Below are 17,414 nucleotides of genomic sequence, written 5' to 3' on the forward strand. Positions count from 1 at the left end.
TCACCCGCCGGCCAGTGGACTGGGCAGCGGGCGGTAGCGGGCGTCCGCGCCGTCCGCCCCGGTCCAGCGCAGGAGGAGGTTGGTCTTGGCCGGGAGGGTGGGGGCGGTGAGGAGGGCGGGGATCTCGGGGAGGTCGTGCCGGGCCAGTTCGCGGCGGAGAGCGGGCCAGGGGTCCAGGCCGGGGTGGTGGTCGGCGAGGGCGGCGGCGACCTCCATGAGGTGGTTGACGACCAGGCAGTAGACCAGGCGTTCCCAGCCCGCCTCCCGGGAGACCGCGGACAGCAGTTTCACGCCCTCCGCGTCCCGGTACAGGACCCGCACCGGCATGCCGTCGGGGTCCACGGCGACGAGCGTGTTCTGCAGGTGGGCCTCCAGGACGACGCCGTGTCCGTGGAAGGCCGCCAGGGCCGGGGGGACCACCCGCGACAGGTAGGCCTCCCACCAGGCCGCCGGCCGCGCGGTGGCGGCCAGCGGGTTGCCGTCGAAGCCCTCCACCAGGGCGGCGGCCAGGTACGGGGTCGCGCCGGGCGGGACGTGGCCGCGCAGGCCGTCGCGCACGACCACGGCCAGTTGTTCGTATGCGAAGTCGGCGGTGCGGTGCCCGCGGTCGCTCTGCCAGGCCGCGTCCAGCCCGGCGAAGGCGTCGCGCACGGCCGTGTCGGTCGCCCGGAGCCTCAGCAGGTCGTGGCGCCACAGCCGGCGGATGTCGTTGGTGATGCGCACGTCCAGGCTGAACTTCAGGAACAGGTCGCGCCCGGGCGCGTACACGGTGCGGATCGCCGCCGTGGGCCACACCGGGAAGGAGGTCGTGCCCAGGCGGATCAGGCGGCCGTCGGCGAAGGCGGGGGCGAGGTCCCGGGCCGCGAGGTCCAGCTGCCAGGGGTGCGCGGGCAGCAGGCGGTAGCCGGGCGGTGCGGTGCCCAGGCCGTCGAGGGCCGCGGTGTCGCCCTCCTCCACCACCGTGTCCTCGCGCAGCCCCAGCAGCGCCAGCGGGAAGCGGGCGTGCGCCTCGGGCGCGTACGGCAGCCAGGCCGCCGCGGGGCCGCCGCCCCGCGCCTTGGGGGCGGGGTGGTGGGTGTGGCCGGTGACGAGGGCCTGCTCGGAGCGCAGGTACGGGTCGTCGGGCGGCGTGGCCCGGGCGCGGGCGGTGAGCAGCGCGGCCACCGCCTCCCGGCTGTCGAGCATCTCGGCGGGCAGTTCGTGGTTGGGCAGCCCGGTGTGCCGGCGCAGCTCCTCGGCGACGAGTTTCACCAGCTCCGTGTGGCCGAGGCGGTGCCAGGCGCCCGCCGCGTGGACCTCGGGTTCGCGGGGGCGCCGGGTGCCGCGCACCCGCAGCAGGCGGTCCGTGCCGGGCAGGCGGTACGTCGGGTGCGCCGCCGGTTCCGGTACGGGCTGTGCCACTTCGCGCAGCAGGCAGTTCAGCAGCGGCACCGCCGCGTACGCGTCGGCGCGGCGGGCCGCGTCGTCGTCCGCGGGCGGGGTGATGAGGTCCACGCGTTCCTCTGGTTCTTTACGGTCTGTCCGGACGGAGACGATCAGTATGTCTGTCATCGTCCGTCCCCCGCGTTCCGTCCCGCGCGTCACCGAGGAGCCCGCCCGTGCACCGTCCCCCCACCGCCGAGGCCGAGGTCGCCGACGAGTTGGCCGTCGTACGGCCCGGCCTCGTGCCCCGGTACGCCGGCGAACTGCCCGGCGCCCGCGCGGCCGTGCTGACCCGGCTGTGGCGCGGCCTCGCGCACGAGCCGCTGCCGTGGATCGCCCGCCGGGAAACGGGCCGCGAGGGGCTCACCCTGCGGCTGGCGGACGGCCGGCGGCTGCGCGGCCCGCGCGCGGACCCGTACGCGACCGGCGCGTACGTCACCGCCGTACGGCTGGACGAGGTGGTGTACGACGATCCGGCGCGGCTGATGACGGAGCTGGCCGTACCGCACTCGGCGGTGTTCGCCGCCGAACTCGGGCAGAGCGTGGCGTCGTTGGCGCTGTCCCGGGCGGGTCGGGGGGATCACCCGGAGGAGTGGCCCGCGCGGGACTGGGAGTGGGAGCAGCGGGTGGTGGACGGGCATCCGTTCCACCCCAACTGCCGTTCCCGGCCCGGTTTCTCGGTGGCCGAGCAGCTCGCCTACGGGCCCGAGCACGGGCCGGTCGTGGAGCTGGGGCTGGTGCCCGTGCCGGAGGCCGGGTGCGTGGTGTCGGGGAGCTGGCCGCGGTGGCTGCGGGAGCCGGGACGGCTGGTGGTCCCGGTGCATCCGTGGCAAGCCGCACACGTGCTGAAGCGGACGGGCGGGGAGCGGCTCCCGGCGCATCCGCTGATGTCGCTGCGCACCCTCGCGCTGCCGGAGGGACCGCACGTCAAGACGGCGCTGAGCGCCCGGCTGACGTCCTCGGTGCGGGACATCTCGCTCGGTTCGGTGGCCGCGTCGGCGGTGCTGTCGGACTTCGGTGAGGCGGTGGCGGCGCACACGGACGGGCTGCTGCGCATCACCCGCACGCTGGGCGCGGTGGCGGCCGGGTCGCCCGATCTGGCGGCGGTGCTGCGCGAGTCCCCCGAGGAGTACGCGGCGCCCGGGGAGCGGGTCGTCCCGGTGGCGGCGCTGGCGACCACCGGACTGCCCGGCTCCCCCGCCTGGTCGGGCCGGTTCGCGCGGCTCGCGCTCACGGTCGGGCTGCGGCTGCTGGAGCTGGGGGTGGCCCTGGAGGCGCACGGCCAGAACCTGCTCGTGGTGCTGTCGCCGGGCGGGGATCCGGTGCGGCTGGTCTACCGCGACCTGGCCGATCTGCGGATCGGCCCCGCGCGCCTGGCCCGGCACGGCATCCCGCTCCCCGGGCGGTTGCCCGCGCGCATGGTCACGGACGACGAACGCACCCTGCGGCGCAAGCTGTTCGGCTCGCTGGTGGGCGGTGCGCTGGCGGGCACGGCGGGATCGGGGCCGGCGCTGCGGGCGGCCCTGGAGAGTGCCGTACCGCATCTGCCGCGCACCCCGGACCTGGCCGCGCTGCTCGACGAGCCGCTGCCGGCGAAGGCGCTGACGCTGATGCGGCTGTCGCCGCGGACGGCGGGGGACCAATGGGCGGAACTGCCCAATCCGCTGCGGTACGGGTCCAGGTGACGCCCCGTTTTGGAGCACGACACCTCTGATCAATAGGATCCGCCGATGATCAGAAGAAAACGGCCGGTGGCAGGCGCCTGTGCCCTGCTCGCCGCACTGACGGCCGGGCTCGTCCTCCCGGCCGGGGCGGCCGCCGGTGAACCCACGGGCCAGGACGCCCCCAAGGTGAACCTGGTCCTCGATGTGAGCGGCTCGATGCGGGCCAAGGACATCGACGGCCAGTCCCGGATGGCGGCGGCGAAGCAGGCGTTCAACGAGGTGCTGGACGCGACGCCGGAGGAGGTCGAGCTCGGCATCCGCACCCTGGGCGCGAACTACCCCGGCGACGACCGCAAGGAGGGCTGCAAGGACACCGCGCGGCTCTACCCGGTCGGCCCGCTGGACCGCACGGAGGCCAAGACGGCGGTGGCCACCCTCGTCCCGACGGGCTGGACCCCGATCGGCCCCGCCCTGCTGAAGGCGGCCGACGACCTCGAGGGCGGCAACGGCTCCAAGCGGATCGTGCTGATCAGCGACGGCGAGGACACCTGCGCCCCGCTCGACCCGTGCGAGGTGGCCCGGGAGATCGCGGCCAAGGGCATCGGCCTGACCATCGACACCCTGGGCCTGGTGCCGAACGTCAAGATGAGCCGGCAGCTCAGCTGCATCGCCGAGGCGACCGGCGGGACGTACACCTCGGTCGAGCACCAGGACGAACTCACCGACCGGGTGAACGAGCTGGTGGACCGCGCGGCCGAACCGGTGGTGACGCCGGTGGCCACGGAGGGTGCCGGTTCGTGCGACAAGGCTCCGACTCTGACGTCCGGTCTCTACACCGACCGTGAGGAGTTCGGGCAGCAGCGCTGGTACCGCGTGGAGCTGCTGGCGGGGCAGGAGCTGCGCGCCTCGGTGAGCGTGGCGGCGGACCGGGCCGTGCGCCCGGACCACGGCGTGCTGCTGCGGGCCGTCACCGTGCACGACCGGGAGATCGTGCGCGGCGAGGCGACCGGCAACGGCCGTACGGACGTGCTGTCCACCGGGCTGCGGTACCCCAAGCCCGAGCGGGACGACGACGACACCGACAAGCCGGCCGCCGAGGTCGTGTGCCTGGGGGTCACCCACTCCTTCTCGGCGGACTCCGGGGTGAAGACCACGCCCGGTCTCCCGCTGGAACTGACGGTCGACGTCGTGGACGGCCCGGACGGGGCGGACGACGTGGCCTCCTTCGGTCTGGGCCGGGGCTGGTGGCTGCTCAGCGCGCTGATCCTCACCGGCTTCCTCGCCGGTCTCGTCTGGGGCTGGCTGTCACGCTGGCGGGTCGCCGTCTGGAGGACCAACTGATGCGCGCCGTACGTGTACTGAGTGCCGCCCTGCTGACGCTCGGGCTGGCCGCGGCCCCCGCCGCGGCCGACTCCTCCCCTTCCCCGAGCGCGTCCGACGACGACGGGGCGCCCACCCGCGCCGGCACCTCGTTCCGCACGGCGACGGAGGTCGAGCAGGGGCAGACGGCCACCGCGCGCGCCTCCACGGGCGACTACCTGTACTGGTCGTTCCCGGCGGACGCCGGGCAGCGCCCCACCGTCCACGCGACGGTGAAGCTGCCGGAGAGCCACGCGGCCGAGACCTGGCAGATCGACGTGTACGACGGTCTGCGCCGCCGCCAGGCCTGCCAGTACGGCGCGCAGACCCGCACCGCCGGGGCGGACACGCCCTCCGTGGAGCTGGAGTGCGTGCTGCGCACGGTCCGCGCCTGGTCGGAGCCGTGGGCGAACGACCCGCTGCCGGGCACGTACTACGTCCGGCTCACGGCGCTGCGGGTGACGACGGCCGACCTGGGCCAGGCGGTGGACGCCGAACTGCGCGTCGACTCCAAGGACATGGGCGGCGCGGCGGCGGTGGACGGCGCGCTGGCCGAGCCGCTGGTGCCGGGCATCGCGACGCGTGACGGGTCGGACGAGGAGAACGACGACCCGGCGGTGCTGGCCGACCTGGAGCCCGAGGACGGCTGGACCTCCGGCTGGTGGTCCGACCGCTGGGTGTGGACCGCGGCGGGCGGCGCGCTGGCCGCCCTGGCGGGCGTCGCCGGCTACCGGCTGACGCGGGGGTCCGGGCGCCCGCCCGGGGTGCCGCCGACCGCGTGACGTCCTCTCGGAAGGCCCGCCCCGTGCGGGCCTTCCGCCTTTCGTGTCACATCTCCCGCAGGGCCTTGGCGAGCGGGCTCTCGCCGGAGACCCCGGCCCGCCCGGCACGGACCGCGTCGGCCAGGGTCAGCTCGCCGCGGCTGATCGCCGTGCAGGTGGCGGTGTCCAGGGAGAGCAGCGCGTCGGGCTCCCCGGGGGCGGGGCCGTCGCCGTACACGGGACCGTCCTCGGCGCCGACGTGCAGGTGGAACGGGCCCTCCTCCAGGCGGACCTCGACGAGGCCCGCGCCCTCCAGGGCGCGCAGCAGGGGCAGCGCGAACCAGTGGGCCCGTACCGCGTCCGTGGGGCGCCGCTCGCCCAGTTCGGCCTCGCCCCAGGCACCGAGGGACTGGAGCACGGGCAGCAACGCGCTCCCCCGCGGGGTGAGTTCGTACACGTACGCCGCGCCGGGCGGGGGCAGTCGCCGCCGGGTGGTGAGGCCGTCGCGCTCCATGTCCTTGAGCCGGGAGGCCAGTACGTCCGTGCTGACGCCGGGCAGGTCCGCGTGCAGGTCGGTGTAGCGGCGCGGTCCCGCGAGGAGTTCCCGGACGATCAGCAGGGTCCAGCGGTCGCCGACGACGTCGAGCGCGCGGGCTGCGGAACAGTACTGGTCGTAGCTTCGGCGTGGTGACATGCGACGCAGTCTAGACATGTTGTTGGACTTTCCAAGCTCCTACTTGGTAAAACCAAGCAACACGACGTGAGGGGAAGCGGCGCATGGAGTTCCGGCAGTCGAGCAAGCTCAGTGAGGTCTGTTACGAGATCCGCGGTCCGGTGATCGAGCACGCCAACGCGCTGGAGGAGGCGGGGCACAGCGTGCTGCGCCTGAACACCGGCAACCCGGCCCTGTTCGGTTTCGAGGCGCCGGAGGAGATCCTCCAGGACATGATCCGGATGCTCCCCCGGGCGCACGGCTACACCGACTCCCGGGGCGTCCTCTCCGCCCGCCGCGCGGTCGCCCAGCGCTACCAGACCCTGGGCCTGGAGGTCGACGTGGACGACGTCTTCCTCGGCAACGGCGTCTCCGAGCTGGTGTCGATGGCCGTACAGGCCCTGCTGGAGGACGGCGACGAGATCCTCATCCCGGCGCCGGACTTCCCCCTGTGGACGGCGGTGACCACCCTCGCCGGCGGCAAGGCGGTCCACTACCTGTGCGACGAACAGGCCGAGTGGTACCCGGACCTGGACGACATGGCGGCGAAGATCACGGACCGCACCAAGGCCGTGGTCATCATCAACCCCAACAACCCGACCGGCGCGGTCTACCCGAAGGAGATCGTCGAGGGCATCCTCGACCTCGCCCGCCGCCACGGCCTGATGGTGCTCGCCGACGAGATCTACGACCAGATCCTCTACGACGACGCCGTGCACCACTCGGCCGCCGCGCTCGCCCCCGACCTGGTCGTCCTCACCTTCTGCGGCCTGTCCAAGACCTACCGCGTGGCCGGCTTCCGCTCCGGCTGGCTGGTGGTCACCGGCCCGAAGCAGCACGCGAAGAACTACCTGGAAGGCCTGACCATGCTGGCCTCCATGCGGCTGTGCGCCAACGCGCCCGCCCAGTACGCCATCCAGGCCGCGCTCGGCGGCCGGCAGTCCATCCGCGAGCTCACCGCGCCGGGCGGACGGCTGCGCGAACAGCGGGACGTGGCCTGGGAGAAGCTGAACGAGATCCCCGGCGTGAGCTGCGTGAAGCCGAAGGGCGCGCTGTACGCGTTCCCGCGCATCGATCCGTCCGTGCACAAGATCCACGACGACGAGAAGTTCGTCCTGGACCTGCTCCTGAGGGAGAAGATCCAGGTGGTCCAGGGCACGGGCTTCAACTGGCCGTCCCCCGACCACTTCCGTGTCCTCACCCTCCCCCACGCGGACGTCCTGGAGACGGCGATCGGACGGATCGGGCGGTTCCTGAGCGGATACCGGCAGTAAAGGACCAGGAACCACCGACGGGATGATCACGTCGGATCAAGGCATGCGAGAAGAGAAACAGGGCTGTGCGGGCATCCTCCTGGCGGCCGTGGGGGCCGTCGCGGCGGTGCTCGCCTGGGCGCCGAAGGCGCGGGGCAGCATCCACGGCGGCTTCGAGGGCATGTACCGGGACCTGAGCGTCCTCTACGTCGACCTCCCGCTCATCGCCGCCGGCGGCGCGCTCGTCCCGCTCGCCGCCTGGCTGCTCGTCCTGCGCACCCTGCGCCGCCCGTGGCTCGCGGCCCTGATCGCGGCAGGTGCGCTCGCGCTCGGCATCTGGGGCCTGCTCAGCTGGTGGGCGCCCCACGAGCCGCCGGAGCCGTACGCGGTGGGGTCGTCCGCGGGACACCTGGCGGATGTCGAGGCGGGTCACCGGCTCGCGGCCCTCCCCGGCCGGCAACGGCTCACAGGTAGCTGACGCCCGTCAGTTCTTCGGCCGCCGCCCAGAGCCGCTCGCCGACGGCCGGATCGGCCGCCTCGCGGCTGAGCCGGGCCTCGGTGACCCGGCCACGCGTCTCGAAGAACCCGGACGGCCCGAAGAACTGGCCGCCCCGCACACCGGGGTCGGTCGCGGCGCGCAACTGCGGCAGCGTGCCCTGCTCCACCGACTGGGTGACCAGCAGGCCGAGCCGCGCGATCAGCTGCCCGGACCGGCCACGGTGCTCCCAGGCGCGCGGGGTGAGGTTGGTGCGGGTGAGGCCGGGGTGGGCCAGCGCGCTGACGACCGGTGATCCGGCGGCGCGCAGCCGGCGGTCCAGCTCGACGCCGAAGACCGTGGTGGCGAGCTTGGACCGGCCGTAGGCGGAGGCGGCCCGGTAGTCACGCTCGGACATCAGGTCGTCGAAGTCGAGGTGCGCGTTCTTGTGGGTGATCGAGCTGAGGTTGACCACCCGGGGTTCACTCGCCGCTGCCAGCCGGTCCAGCAGCAGGCCGGTCAGCGCGAAGTGCCCCAGCAGGTTGGTGCCGAGGTGCAGTTCGAAGCCGTCGGCGGTGGTGCGGCGCGGGCCGAGCAGCACCAGACCGGCGTTGTTGACCAGCAGGTCGAGCGCCGGGTGGTCGGCGGCCAGCTTCGCGGCGAACGCGCGGACGGAGTCGAGGGAGGCCAGGTCCAGCTCGCGCACCTCCACATCACCGCCGATGCGGCGGGCGGCCTCCTCACCGGCGGCGGTGTTGCGGACGGCGAGCACGACATGGGCGCCGTGGCGGGCCAGCTCGGTGGCGGTGACCAGGCCGAGGCCCGAGTTCGCGCCGGTCACGACGGCGGTCCGGCCGGTCTGGTCGGGAATGCGGTCGGCGGTCCATCCGGCCATCTGCTGCTCCTGGGGGTGTCGACGGGTGTCGGTGGGGTGGACCGCCGACGCTAGGAGCGGTGCGGGGCGGTTCGGTCGTTCCCGGTTCCCTAGGTCTGCGGGACCTACCTTGGGCGCACGGCGAGGAGACACACTTGGGGCATGACCCATCCGTACGCCCGTGAGCTCGGTGACTTCCTGCGCGCCCGGCGCGACCGGCTGCACCCCCGTGACGTCGGCCTGGAGCCGGGTGGCCGGCGCAAGGTCACCGGACTGCGGCGCGAGGAGCTGGCCCTGCTGGCCGGGCTGAGCACCGACTACTACCAGCGGATGGAGCAGGGCCGGGAGGTACGCCCGTCCGACGACGTCCTGGACGCGCTCGCCGGCGCGCTCGGCCTCGACGACGAGGAACGCCGGCACCTGTTCACCCTGGCCCGCGCCGCCCGCCGGCCGGTGCCCGCCCGGGCGGACCGTGGTCCGGAGAGGGTGCCGGACAGCACCCGACGGCTGCTGCGGGTGATGGACACCCCGGCGGTCGTGCTCGGCCGGCACCTCGACCTGCTCGCCTGGAACCCGATGGCGGAGGCGCTGCTCGGCAGCCCGGACAGCTACCCGCCCGACCGGCTCAACATGCTCCTGCTGCTGTTCGACGACACGCGGACCGGCGAGCGGACCTGCCCGGACTGGGAGCGGCAGGCCCTGGAGTACATCGGCATGATGCGCGCCGCCGTCGCCACCGACCCCACCCACCCGCGCGCCACGGCGATCATCGGCGAGCTGAGCATCCGCAGCGCCGAGTTCCGGCGGCTGTGGGCCCGGCACGACGTACGCGCGTCGGTCAGCGGAACCAAGACCTTCCGGCTCCCCGAGGTCGGCGACGTCGTCCTGGACTGGGACACCTATCCGCTGCCCGGCCGCCCCGGCCCGTTCATGCTGGTCTTCACCGCCGAGCCGGGCAGCGCCGACGCGGACCGGCTGCGGCTCCTGGCGTCGCTGCACGCGACCCGCGCGAACGCGAGGGCGACACCGTCCGCATACGGGACTCGAAGCACATGAACGGCTCCCGTCCGGCCTTCGGCCCCAAGCGATGGGCCGCCTTTCCGCCGTACGTCACCGGCGGCTGAACGGCGCCGTCAGACGGTGAGCGGATCCGCGTCGGGGCGGCCCGGTGCCTGCTGCCGTCCGGGGGACGGGACCGGTGCCCCGATCTCCTCCCCCAGCGCCGTCACCGCGCCCTCCAGGACATCCGGGCCGACGATGTTGATCAGCAGCAGGCCGAGCGCGTACGACTTCTGCGTGTCCGTCATCTCGCTCGCGGCCAGCGACTCCACGGCGGTCGCGAGATCCCGCTGTTCCTGCTCGGGCAGGTTCTGCAGCAGGGCCAGGCAGAAGGCGGGCAGGGCGATCCGGGCGCGCTCGAACCGCACCCCGCGCATGATGCGGGTGACCTGCTGGGAGCGGTCCTTGGCGCGCACCCGGTCCACACCCCGGTCGGCCACGCCCAGCAGCATCGCGAGGATGAGGTTGGGACCGACGCCGACCTCCTGGTCACCGATGCGGACGTTGAAGAGCGAGCTGCGGAACAGGGCCAGCGCGGCCAGTCCGGCGACGAGCACCTGGAGGGCCGCCGTCTGGTCGGGGGACGTGGACCCGAAGCGCCAGTCGAACGCCCGGATGAGCCACAGCACGCCGGTGCTCGCCGCCACGTTGAGCAGGACGTAGAACCACGCGCTGGCGACGCCCAGCAGGGCCGACGGACGGTCGCGGTAGCGCGACATCAGTTCGGCCGTGCCCACCAGCGCTCCCAGCACGCCCGCCGCGACGAATCCCTGCACCTGGTGCCCTCCCGACTGTCGCTTCCCCGCACACCCGTTCCGGTCTAGCGAGCCCCTTCGAGGAAGTCCCGCCCGGCATCGCTGAGTTGTACCGCCTCGTCGGCGTCGGTGGGAGTCACCTCGACCAGTTCCAGCCGCTGGAGCACCGCCACCGCCTCCGCGATCTGGAGCGTGGTGAGCCCGAGTTCGGCCCGCAGCTCCCCGACCGGTGTGCGCGGCCTGCCGTGCAGGGCGCGGAGCACCAGGGTCGCGAGGGGCGGCAGGGCGTCCGTGGAGCGGCCGGGTCCGGCCGACCGGTGCCCGACGGAGACCTGACGGTTCGTCGCGTTGAGGAACGTGCTGAACGGATCCGCGGAGTGGTCACTGGGCATTTCGATCCTCCTTGGAGCGGTGCAACTACCCGACCGCATCACCCTGTTGGTCGGCCTTCCGCACAAACCGTCCCGGTTCAGGTGTGTCCCCCTACTATACGAGAGCGACGTGGATCACATTGCCGGTTCCGATCCGCGCGGACACGGGGAGAGCGCCGATGGACACCCGAAGCCGACCGCCGGTCCTGGGCCGTTGGGTGATCGGCCCACGGCTGGGCCGGGGCGGAATGGGCACCGTGTACGGCGCCGTGGACCGGGAGAGCGGCGAGCGGTGTGCCGTGAAGGTGCTGCGCGGGGACGCCTCCTCGCATCCCGGCGGGGATCCGCGGGTCCTGCGGGAACTGCGCACGGCCGAGGCCCTGGTCCACCCCCATGTGGTGCGCACCCATGCCTGCGGATACGCGGACGGGCGGTACTTCCTGGTGATGGAGCTGTGCGAGGGCGGCAGCCTGGAGCAGCGGGTGCGTCACGGGCGACCGCTCGGTCCGGACGCGGCCGTCGCCCTGTTCCTCGACGTGCTCGACGGTCTGCACCACGCGCACACGGCACCCCTGGAGACCGTGGACGCCGGGGGCGGGCCGGTCCGGGTCACGGGCGTGGTCCACCGTGACATCAAGCCGCACAACCTGCTGCTGACGGGTGATCCCTCGGCACCCCGGGTGAAGATCGCGGACTTCGGTCTGGCCAAGTCGTACGAGCTGGCCGGGGCGAGCGGACTGACCCGTACGGGCGCGTCGGCGGGGACACCGGCCTTCATGCCCCGGCAGCAGGTCGTCAACTTCAAGTACGCGCAGCCCGACGTGGACGTCTGGGCGGTCGCGGCGTCCCTGTACTTCGTGCTGAGCGGCGGCCGCACCCCGCGCGACTTCCCGCCGGACCGCGACCCCTGGCTGACCGCCTGGCACAGCGCGCCCGTGCCCCTGTCCGAGCGGGCGCCGGACGTGCCGCCGCGCCTGGCCCGCCTGGTCGACGAGGCCCTGACCGACACCCCGCGCATCCGCTTCCCCACGGCGACCGCACTCCGGTCGGCGCTGGAGGCGGTGTAACGCGCTCCCCTCACCTCCCCCGCTCTCCTCCCGGAAGGACCCCCACATGCCGGCGCACAGCTCTCGCTCCTGGCCGTCGTCCGGAGATCCGGATCGGACGGGGGACGGCGCTTTCTGGCCGGCCGGATCGACGGTGCTGGGCGAGTTCGTCGTCGAACGCGCCCTCGGTCACGGCGGTTTCGGCGAGGTCGTCCTCGCGGTGAGCCGGCGCACCGGAGACCGGTACGCGGTGAAGCGGGTGCACCGGGACGACCCCGTGGAGCAGGGGCGGTTCCTCACCGAGGCGCAGCGCTGGATCGGACTGCCGCCCCATCCGCACATCACCCCCTGCCACTTCACCCGTACCGTCGGCACCCAGTTGGCGGTGTTCAGCGAGTACGTCGCCGGAGGTTCCCTGGCGGACTGGATCGCGGACGGACGGCTGTACGCCGGCACCGCTCGGGAACGCCTGCACACCGTGCTGCGCATCGCCGTGGAGGCGGCCTGGGGGCTGGACGCCGCGCATGCCCACGGGCTGCTCCATCTCGACATCAAACCCGGCAACGTCCTGCTCACCGAGGGCGGCGGCGCGCGCATCACCGACTTCGGGCTGGCGACGGGCGGTGAGCGGGACGCCAAGGACGTCATCGGCCAGGAGTTCGCCCTCGGCTTCCTGACCCGGGAGGGCGACGGCATCGACGCCGAGACCAGCGAGATGCTCAGGACCGTGCTGCGGCAGACACTGGCGGAGGCCCGGGCGGAGGAGGCGCCGCCGCCGAGCGCGGTGGCGGAGGGGATCACTCCCGGTTACGCCTCCCCGGAGCAGGCCGAGGGCCGCCCGCTGGGACGGCCGGCCGACCTGTGGAGCTGGGCCGTCACCGTGCTGGAGATGTTCACCGGCGGCCGCACCTGGCCCTCGGGGACGCTCGCCGGTGCCGCGCTGGAGGCGTATCTGGAGGAGCAGCGGGACGGCGCGACCGGGCCGGTCGCCATGCCGGACGGGGTGGCGGCGCTGCTGCGGGCCTGCTTCCGGACGGATCCGCGGGAGCGCCCCGAGTCCCTGCGGGAGGCGGCGGACAGCCTGGTGCGGACCGCCGTCCGGGAGTGCGGGATCCCGCTGCCCGGTGACCCGCCACCCGCCCTGCCGCGGCCCTCCCTCAAGGGTGGTTTCGAGCGCCGGCTGCTCGGCGGGGCCGCGTGGCAGGACCCCCGGGAACTTCTCGGCGCCGCCTACGAGGCCGCCGGCCGGGACCCGGGGGAAGCGGTGCGGTTCTGGCCGAGCGGCCACGGCAGCCGGGCCTCGCAGGCCATGGAGGACCTGCGGGCGCTCACCGAGGCGGCCCGGACCCTCGACACGGTGCGGGACCCCGACGAGTCGGTGCGGCTGCTGCGGGCGCGGGTCACCGCCGAGTCGGGACGGGTCCGGCACAGCCTCAACGACCTGCCCGGAGCCGTCGACGCGTACCGGTCGAGCGCCCGGGCGCTGGAGGGGCTGACGGGACCGGACCAGGAGTACGGTCTGTCACTGCGGCTCGCGGTCCTGCACTCGCTATCCATCGTGCTGCGGCTGTCGGGCTCCGCCGGCGAATCGGTGGTGATCTGCGACCAGGTCCTCGACGAGGCGGCCGCGCTGTCGGACCCGGCCGAGGCGGCCCGCGTCCGGGGTATGGCTCTCGGGACGAAGGCCAACGCCATCGACGACCCGCACGAGCGACTCCCACTCCTCGAACAGACCATCGACGCCATGACCGTCGCCGGCAAGGACGAAGGGCTGGCCCTGGCGCTGGCCGGCCGGGCCGCGGCGCTGGAGAAGACGGGGCGGGCCGACGAGGCCGCCGCCGCGTGGGAGCGGGCCGACGCACTGCTCGAGGCCGCCGCCGCGCCGGGCCGCGCCGATCTCGACGCCGTCCGGGCCGGGCTGCGCCTCAACCGGGCGGTCACCGCGCACGGCAGACGGGACGCCGCCGCCCACGCCCGCGCGGCGGTCGAGCTGTACGAGCCACTGGTGAACGAGCGGGGCCGGCACGATGTCGCCGGGGACATGGGCCGGGCCCTGCTGCTGTCCGCCCTGGGCGACGAGCACGCCGGACGGCCGCAGGAGGCGCTCGCCGCGTACCGGTCGGCCCGCTCCCTGCTGGAGGACGCCGTGCTGCGCGACGGCCGGCTGGAGTACGTCCGTTACCTGGCGCAGGCCCATGACCACGAGTCGACCCTCGTACGGGCGCTCGAGGACCCGGCCACCGCCGTCACCCTCGCCCGGCGGGCCGTCGAGGTGTGGGACCGGCTCGGTGACACGGACGGCCGGGGCGCCTGGGCCGCCGAACGGGCCGACGCCCGGCGCAAACTCGCCGAAGCCCTCATCGACGCGGGTGACGGGGCGGCCGCGGCCCGGGAGTTCGACGAGGCCGAGCGCGCGCTGGGGGCGAAGTCCGCCACGGGCTCGGACAGTCGGCTGGTCACGGTGCTGATCCACAACGGGCGGGCCGTGCTGCTGCGCAGGTCGGGAGAGCCCGAGGCGGCGTGCCGCGAAGTACGGCTCGCGCTCGAGGCGCTGGGCACTCCGGCCGAGCCGCGGGAGGAGCAGGTCCGTGTGCAGTGTCTGCAGACCCTCAACGCCGCGCTGGGCAACCTGAACCGGCACGAGGAGGCGCTGGCGGCGGTCGACGAGATCACCACGGCGGTGGAGTCCCTGTTCGAACGCGGCGAGGTGTCCCTGCACGATGTCGTGGACGCCCGTCAGCGCCGGGTCAACGCGCTGCTCCGGCTCGGCCGTGTCACCGAGGCCCAGGCCCCCGCGCACCAGGCGCTGCGGGAGTACCGGAGCCTGATCGACGCCGGACGCGCCGACCTCGTGGACGAGGCGGCCCGGCTGCGGGGAGCCCTGTCCGTGGCGCTCCAGCGGTCCGGGGACCTGGACGGCGCGGTCCGCGAGATGGAGACGATGCGCCGGCACTTCGCCGAGCGGACCACGTATCCGTGGCTGCGGCTGCTCCCCCGGCAGGCCGCGGACACGGCGGCCTCGCTGGGCGCCGACCCCCACACGATGCTGCTCGAGGGCCTGGACGCCCGGCTCGCCGACCTGGCGAGGGTACGGGACGTGAAGCCGCGGCACCTGGACCGGCTGCTCGCCGATCTGGCACGGGAGCGTGACGAGCTGGCGTCGGGCTCGTCGGCCTTCATGGAGCCGGACCAGGTGTCGCAGGCCCTGGAGGACCTGTGCGGCAGTCTCCTGTGGCTGGCGGAGAGGCATCCGCGGGACGCGGTGTACGAGACGTGCGTGGAGACGGCGCTCGTGTCGGGCGTCACCGCGATGCGGTGTGCCCGTGACGGTGCGGCCGAGCGCGGGTTCCGGCTGGCCGTGGCCCATGGGCGGGTCCTCGTGCTGGACCGGGGGCGGACGGGACATCTGGAGCGCTGGTCCCACGCGCATGTGGCACTGGCGTCCTGGCAGACGTTCCGGGGCGACGACGATGGGGCCGAACGCACGATTCGTGAGATGGAGGCCCATCTGGCCGTCCTGGTGCCGGCGCTGGTGCCGGCCTGGTCCGCGCGCGCCCGGCAGGCTCTCGCCGCGTTCCGGCGCGGGTAGGTCGCGCGGCTCCCGCCGAGTTCGTCTCACCCGCTCCCCTTGCCGATGCCGCATGCCTGTTGCAGCACCGTCAGCGCCGCGGAGGAGGCGGATCCGGGCTCCACGGTGAAGGTGACGAGGGACTGGTGCGGTTCCTGCGGGACGTGGAACGTCTGTTGCGTGACGGTCAGGTCCCCGACGACCGGATGGGCCAGGTCGTAGACGTCGCGACCGCAGGGCTCGACGGTGTGTTCGGCCCACAGCGAGGCGAACTCGGTGCTGTGGATCGCCAGTTCGCCGACCAGCGCGGCGAGGCAGCCGTCATCGGGGTTGCGGGCCGTCAGGACGCGCAGGTTGCCGACCACGGCACGGGCCTTGGCGGGCCAGTCACGGTAGAGGGCGCGGGTGTGCGCGTCCAGGAAGACCAGCCGGGACAGGTTGGGCCGGGTGTCCGGGTCGTCGGGCGAGGCGGGTTCCAGGTGCCCGGCGAGCAGGGCGTGCCCGGCCCTGTTCCAGGCCAGCACGTCGTTGTGGCGGCCCACGACGAGTGCGGGCACGTGGCCCATGGCGGCCAGCAGCGTACGCAGATCGGCGGAGGCGTGCTCCTCGGGAGGCGTCACCGGTCCGGTCCGGTGACTCGCCGTCGTCGACAGGACGTGCAGGTGTTCCCGCTCGGCCGTGGTCAGTCGCAGGGCGGTCGCGATCGCGTCGAGGGCCTCGGCCGAGGCGTTGAGCGACTGGCCCTGTTCGAGCCGGGTGTAGTAGCCGGCGCTGACCCCCGCGAGCATCGCGAGTTCCTCCCGGCGCAGCCCGGGCACCCGGCGCCGGTCCCCGTACCGGGGCAGGCCGACGTCGTCCGGGCCCAGTCGTGCCCGCCGCGCCATCAGGAACTCACCGAGCGGTGATCTGCGGTCCATGGCGGCAAGTATGCGCGGCGGCCGTGTCCGTCGCCTGAACCTGTCAGGGGTAGGCAGGAGCGGGTCTGGTCACCTGGGCCCGGGGCCTTCAGAGTCGATCGCACGGATCACGGCGCAAGCCTTCCGCATCCGTCCCACCCGCCGTCCACGACGCCGCCGAACGCATCGCGGACCGGCCCTGCGCGTCACACCCGAACGAGGTAGACACATGCCCACCACCCCGCCCGCGCCGCTTTCGCCCACGGAGGCGACCGTCTCCACGGCGTCCCACGTCACCACGATGAAACTGGGGGACGTCGAGATCACCCGCGTCATCGAGTTCTCGGACATCTCGCCGATGACGACCGACGTGTTCTTCCCCGGCAGCAAGCCGGAGGAATGGCAGCGCCACGCCGCACTGCTGGACCCGGACCACTGGGACGCCCGCACCGACCTGACGCGCGTCGCCACCCAGTCCTGGGCGCTGCGCAGCGAAGGCAGGGTCATCCTGATCGACACCGGTGCGGGCAACGGCAAGTACCGTCCGCTGCAGCCGATCTGGTCGTACCTGAACACGAACTACCTGGAGAACCTCGCCGCGGCCGGCATCGAGCCGGAGGACGTCGACCTCGTCGTCAACACCCATCTGCACGACGACCACGTCGGCTGGAACACCCGGCTCGACGGACGCGACTGGGTGCCCACCTTCCCCAACGCGACGTACCTCATGCCGCGGCCCGACGTCGAGTACTGGCGTCCGGAGAACCTGCACAACACCGTGTTCGGCCGGGGGAACCAGAACGTCTACGAGGACAGCGTCGACCCGGTGATCGACGCCGGGCTCGTCAGGACCTGGGACGACTCCTACGTCATCGACGCCAACCTCCGGCTCGAACCGGCCCCCGGGCACACTCCGGGTTCCTCGATCATCCACCTCGAGTCCGGAGGCGACCGCGCGGTCTTCGCCGGCGACCTGATGCACGGCGCGATCCAGGTCCACGAGCCCCACCTCAACAGCTGCTTCGAGGAGGACGAGGACGCCGCCCGCGCCAGTCGGGCACGGATGTACGCCTACGCGGCCGACCACAACGCCCTCGTGCTGCCCGCCCACCTGCCCGGCCACGGCGCCTTCGAGATCCGGCGCGAGGGCGCCGGGTTCGAGATCTCCGGCTGGGCGCCCTTCTCCCGCACCTGACCAC

At 73.7% G+C, this 17,414-nt stretch carries 14 protein-coding genes and 1 pseudogene; 9 read left to right on the forward strand and 6 right to left on the reverse strand.

The window, feature by feature from the left end:
* Positions 1-1,551: an IucA/IucC family protein gene (locus KUM38_RS07335; protein ID WP_217128458.1), complete on the reverse strand. Its 1,551-nt coding sequence runs from the start codon at positions 1,549-1,551 to the stop codon at positions 1-3.
* 47 nt (positions 1,552-1,598) lie between these two features.
* Here KUM38_RS07335 and KUM38_RS07340 point away from each other — a divergent pair, with 47 nt between their 5' ends.
* From KUM38_RS07340 to KUM38_RS07350, 3 genes are read left to right on the forward strand one after another with little or no spacing between them, the layout of a single operon-like run.
* On the forward strand, positions 1,599-3,107 hold the full coding sequence (locus KUM38_RS07340; protein ID WP_217128459.1) for an IucA/IucC family protein: 1,509 nt from the start codon (positions 1,599-1,601) through the stop codon (positions 3,105-3,107).
* A gap of 45 nt (positions 3,108-3,152) precedes the next feature.
* Positions 3,153-4,427, forward strand: coding sequence for a VWA domain-containing protein (locus tag KUM38_RS07345; protein WP_217128460.1), 1,275 nt, complete (start codon positions 3,153-3,155; stop codon positions 4,425-4,427).
* Positions 4,427-5,227, forward strand: a complete 801-nt coding sequence (locus KUM38_RS07350; RefSeq protein ID WP_217128461.1) for a hypothetical protein — start codon at positions 4,427-4,429, stop codon at positions 5,225-5,227. The genes KUM38_RS07345 and KUM38_RS07350 overlap by 1 nt, the downstream gene beginning before the upstream one ends.
* Before the next feature lie 46 nt (positions 5,228-5,273).
* Here KUM38_RS07350 and KUM38_RS07355 read toward each other — a convergent pair whose 3' ends face one another.
* Positions 5,274-5,900: a helix-turn-helix domain-containing protein gene (locus tag KUM38_RS07355; RefSeq protein ID WP_217128462.1), complete on the reverse strand. Its 627-nt coding sequence runs from the start codon at positions 5,898-5,900 to the stop codon at positions 5,274-5,276.
* Between the two features lie 83 nt (positions 5,901-5,983).
* Here KUM38_RS07355 and KUM38_RS07360 point away from each other — a divergent pair, with 83 nt between their 5' ends.
* Positions 5,984-7,192 (forward strand): pyridoxal phosphate-dependent aminotransferase, encoded by a 1,209-nt coding sequence (locus KUM38_RS07360; protein WP_217128463.1) that lies wholly within the window; start codon positions 5,984-5,986, stop codon positions 7,190-7,192.
* Positions 7,193-7,235: 43 nt separating this feature from the next.
* A pseudogene (locus KUM38_RS07365) lies at positions 7,236-7,550 on the forward strand (hypothetical protein); the annotation flags it as partial.
* An 85-nt stretch (positions 7,551-7,635) separates the two neighbouring features.
* Here the strand turns inward: KUM38_RS07365 and KUM38_RS07370 are convergent.
* Entirely contained in the window at positions 7,636-8,541 is a 906-nt protein-coding gene (locus tag KUM38_RS07370; RefSeq protein WP_217128464.1) for an oxidoreductase, read from the reverse strand.
* Positions 8,542-8,682: 141 nt separating this feature from the next.
* Between KUM38_RS07370 and KUM38_RS07375 the strand changes: the two genes are divergently transcribed.
* On the forward strand, positions 8,683-9,576 hold the full coding sequence (locus KUM38_RS07375; protein WP_217128465.1) for a helix-turn-helix transcriptional regulator: 894 nt from the start codon (positions 8,683-8,685) through the stop codon (positions 9,574-9,576).
* Positions 9,577-9,653: 77 nt separating this feature from the next.
* On the opposite strand, the gene KUM38_RS07380 is transcribed toward KUM38_RS07375, so the two are convergent.
* Both KUM38_RS07380 and KUM38_RS07385 read right to left on the reverse strand, forming a co-directional pair.
* Positions 9,654-10,355 carry a hypothetical protein gene (locus tag KUM38_RS07380; RefSeq protein ID WP_217128466.1) on the reverse strand — a complete coding sequence of 234 codons (702 nt, stop codon included), beginning with the start codon at positions 10,353-10,355 and terminating at the stop codon, positions 9,654-9,656.
* A gap of 44 nt (positions 10,356-10,399) precedes the next feature.
* Entirely contained in the window at positions 10,400-10,726 is a 327-nt protein-coding gene (locus KUM38_RS07385; RefSeq protein WP_217128467.1) for a helix-turn-helix domain-containing protein, read from the reverse strand.
* 158 nt (positions 10,727-10,884) lie between these two features.
* Here KUM38_RS07385 and KUM38_RS07390 point away from each other — a divergent pair, with 158 nt between their 5' ends.
* Entirely contained in the window at positions 10,885-11,772 is an 888-nt protein-coding gene (locus tag KUM38_RS07390) for a serine/threonine-protein kinase (RefSeq protein ID WP_217128468.1), read from the forward strand.
* 46 nt (positions 11,773-11,818) lie between these two features.
* Positions 11,819-15,340 (forward strand): serine/threonine-protein kinase, encoded by a 3,522-nt coding sequence (locus KUM38_RS07395; RefSeq protein ID WP_217128469.1) that lies wholly within the window; start codon positions 11,819-11,821, stop codon positions 15,338-15,340.
* Positions 15,341-15,366: 26 nt separating this feature from the next.
* Here the strand turns inward: KUM38_RS07395 and KUM38_RS07400 are convergent, their stop codons facing one another.
* On the reverse strand, positions 15,367-16,236 hold the full coding sequence (locus tag KUM38_RS07400) for a helix-turn-helix domain-containing protein (protein WP_217128470.1): 870 nt from the start codon (positions 16,234-16,236) through the stop codon (positions 15,367-15,369).
* 280 nt (positions 16,237-16,516) lie between these two features.
* Between KUM38_RS07400 and KUM38_RS07405 the strand changes: the two genes are divergently transcribed.
* Positions 16,517-17,410: an MBL fold metallo-hydrolase gene (locus KUM38_RS07405; RefSeq protein ID WP_217128524.1), complete on the forward strand. Its 894-nt coding sequence runs from the start codon at positions 16,517-16,519 to the stop codon at positions 17,408-17,410.
* The last annotated feature ends 4 nt before the right edge of the window (positions 17,411-17,414 follow it).

The organism is Streptomyces sp. AC558_RSS880 (assembly GCF_019049255.1).
In the GTDB taxonomy this organism is placed as follows: Bacteria; Actinomycetota; Actinomycetes; order Streptomycetales; family Streptomycetaceae; genus Streptomyces.

Coding starts and splice junctions, on each gene's coding strand:
- KUM38_RS07355 (WP_217128462.1), bottom strand. CDS start 5,900: ATGTCACCACGCCGAAGCTACGACCAGTACTGTTCCGCAGCCCGCGCG.
- KUM38_RS07395 (WP_217128469.1), top strand. CDS start 11,819: ATGCCGGCGCACAGCTCTCGCTCCTGGCCGTCGTCCGGAGATCCGGAT.
- KUM38_RS07370 (WP_217128464.1), bottom strand. CDS start 8,541: ATGGCCGGATGGACCGCCGACCGCATTCCCGACCAGACCGGCCGGACC.
- KUM38_RS07350 (WP_217128461.1), top strand. CDS start 4,427: ATGCGCGCCGTACGTGTACTGAGTGCCGCCCTGCTGACGCTCGGGCTG.
- KUM38_RS07385 (WP_217128467.1), bottom strand. CDS start 10,726: ATGCCCAGTGACCACTCCGCGGATCCGTTCAGCACGTTCCTCAACGCG.
- KUM38_RS07400 (WP_217128470.1), bottom strand. CDS start 16,236: ATGGACCGCAGATCACCGCTCGGTGAGTTCCTGATGGCGCGGCGGGCA.
- KUM38_RS07345 (WP_217128460.1), top strand. CDS start 3,153: ATGATCAGAAGAAAACGGCCGGTGGCAGGCGCCTGTGCCCTGCTCGCC.
- KUM38_RS07335 (WP_217128458.1), bottom strand. CDS start 1,551: ATGACAGACATACTGATCGTCTCCGTCCGGACAGACCGTAAAGAACCA.
- KUM38_RS07375 (WP_217128465.1), top strand. CDS start 8,683: ATGACCCATCCGTACGCCCGTGAGCTCGGTGACTTCCTGCGCGCCCGG.
- KUM38_RS07390 (WP_217128468.1), top strand. CDS start 10,885: ATGGACACCCGAAGCCGACCGCCGGTCCTGGGCCGTTGGGTGATCGGC.
- KUM38_RS07360 (WP_217128463.1), top strand. CDS start 5,984: ATGGAGTTCCGGCAGTCGAGCAAGCTCAGTGAGGTCTGTTACGAGATC.
- KUM38_RS07405 (WP_217128524.1), top strand. CDS start 16,517: ATGAAACTGGGGGACGTCGAGATCACCCGCGTCATCGAGTTCTCGGAC.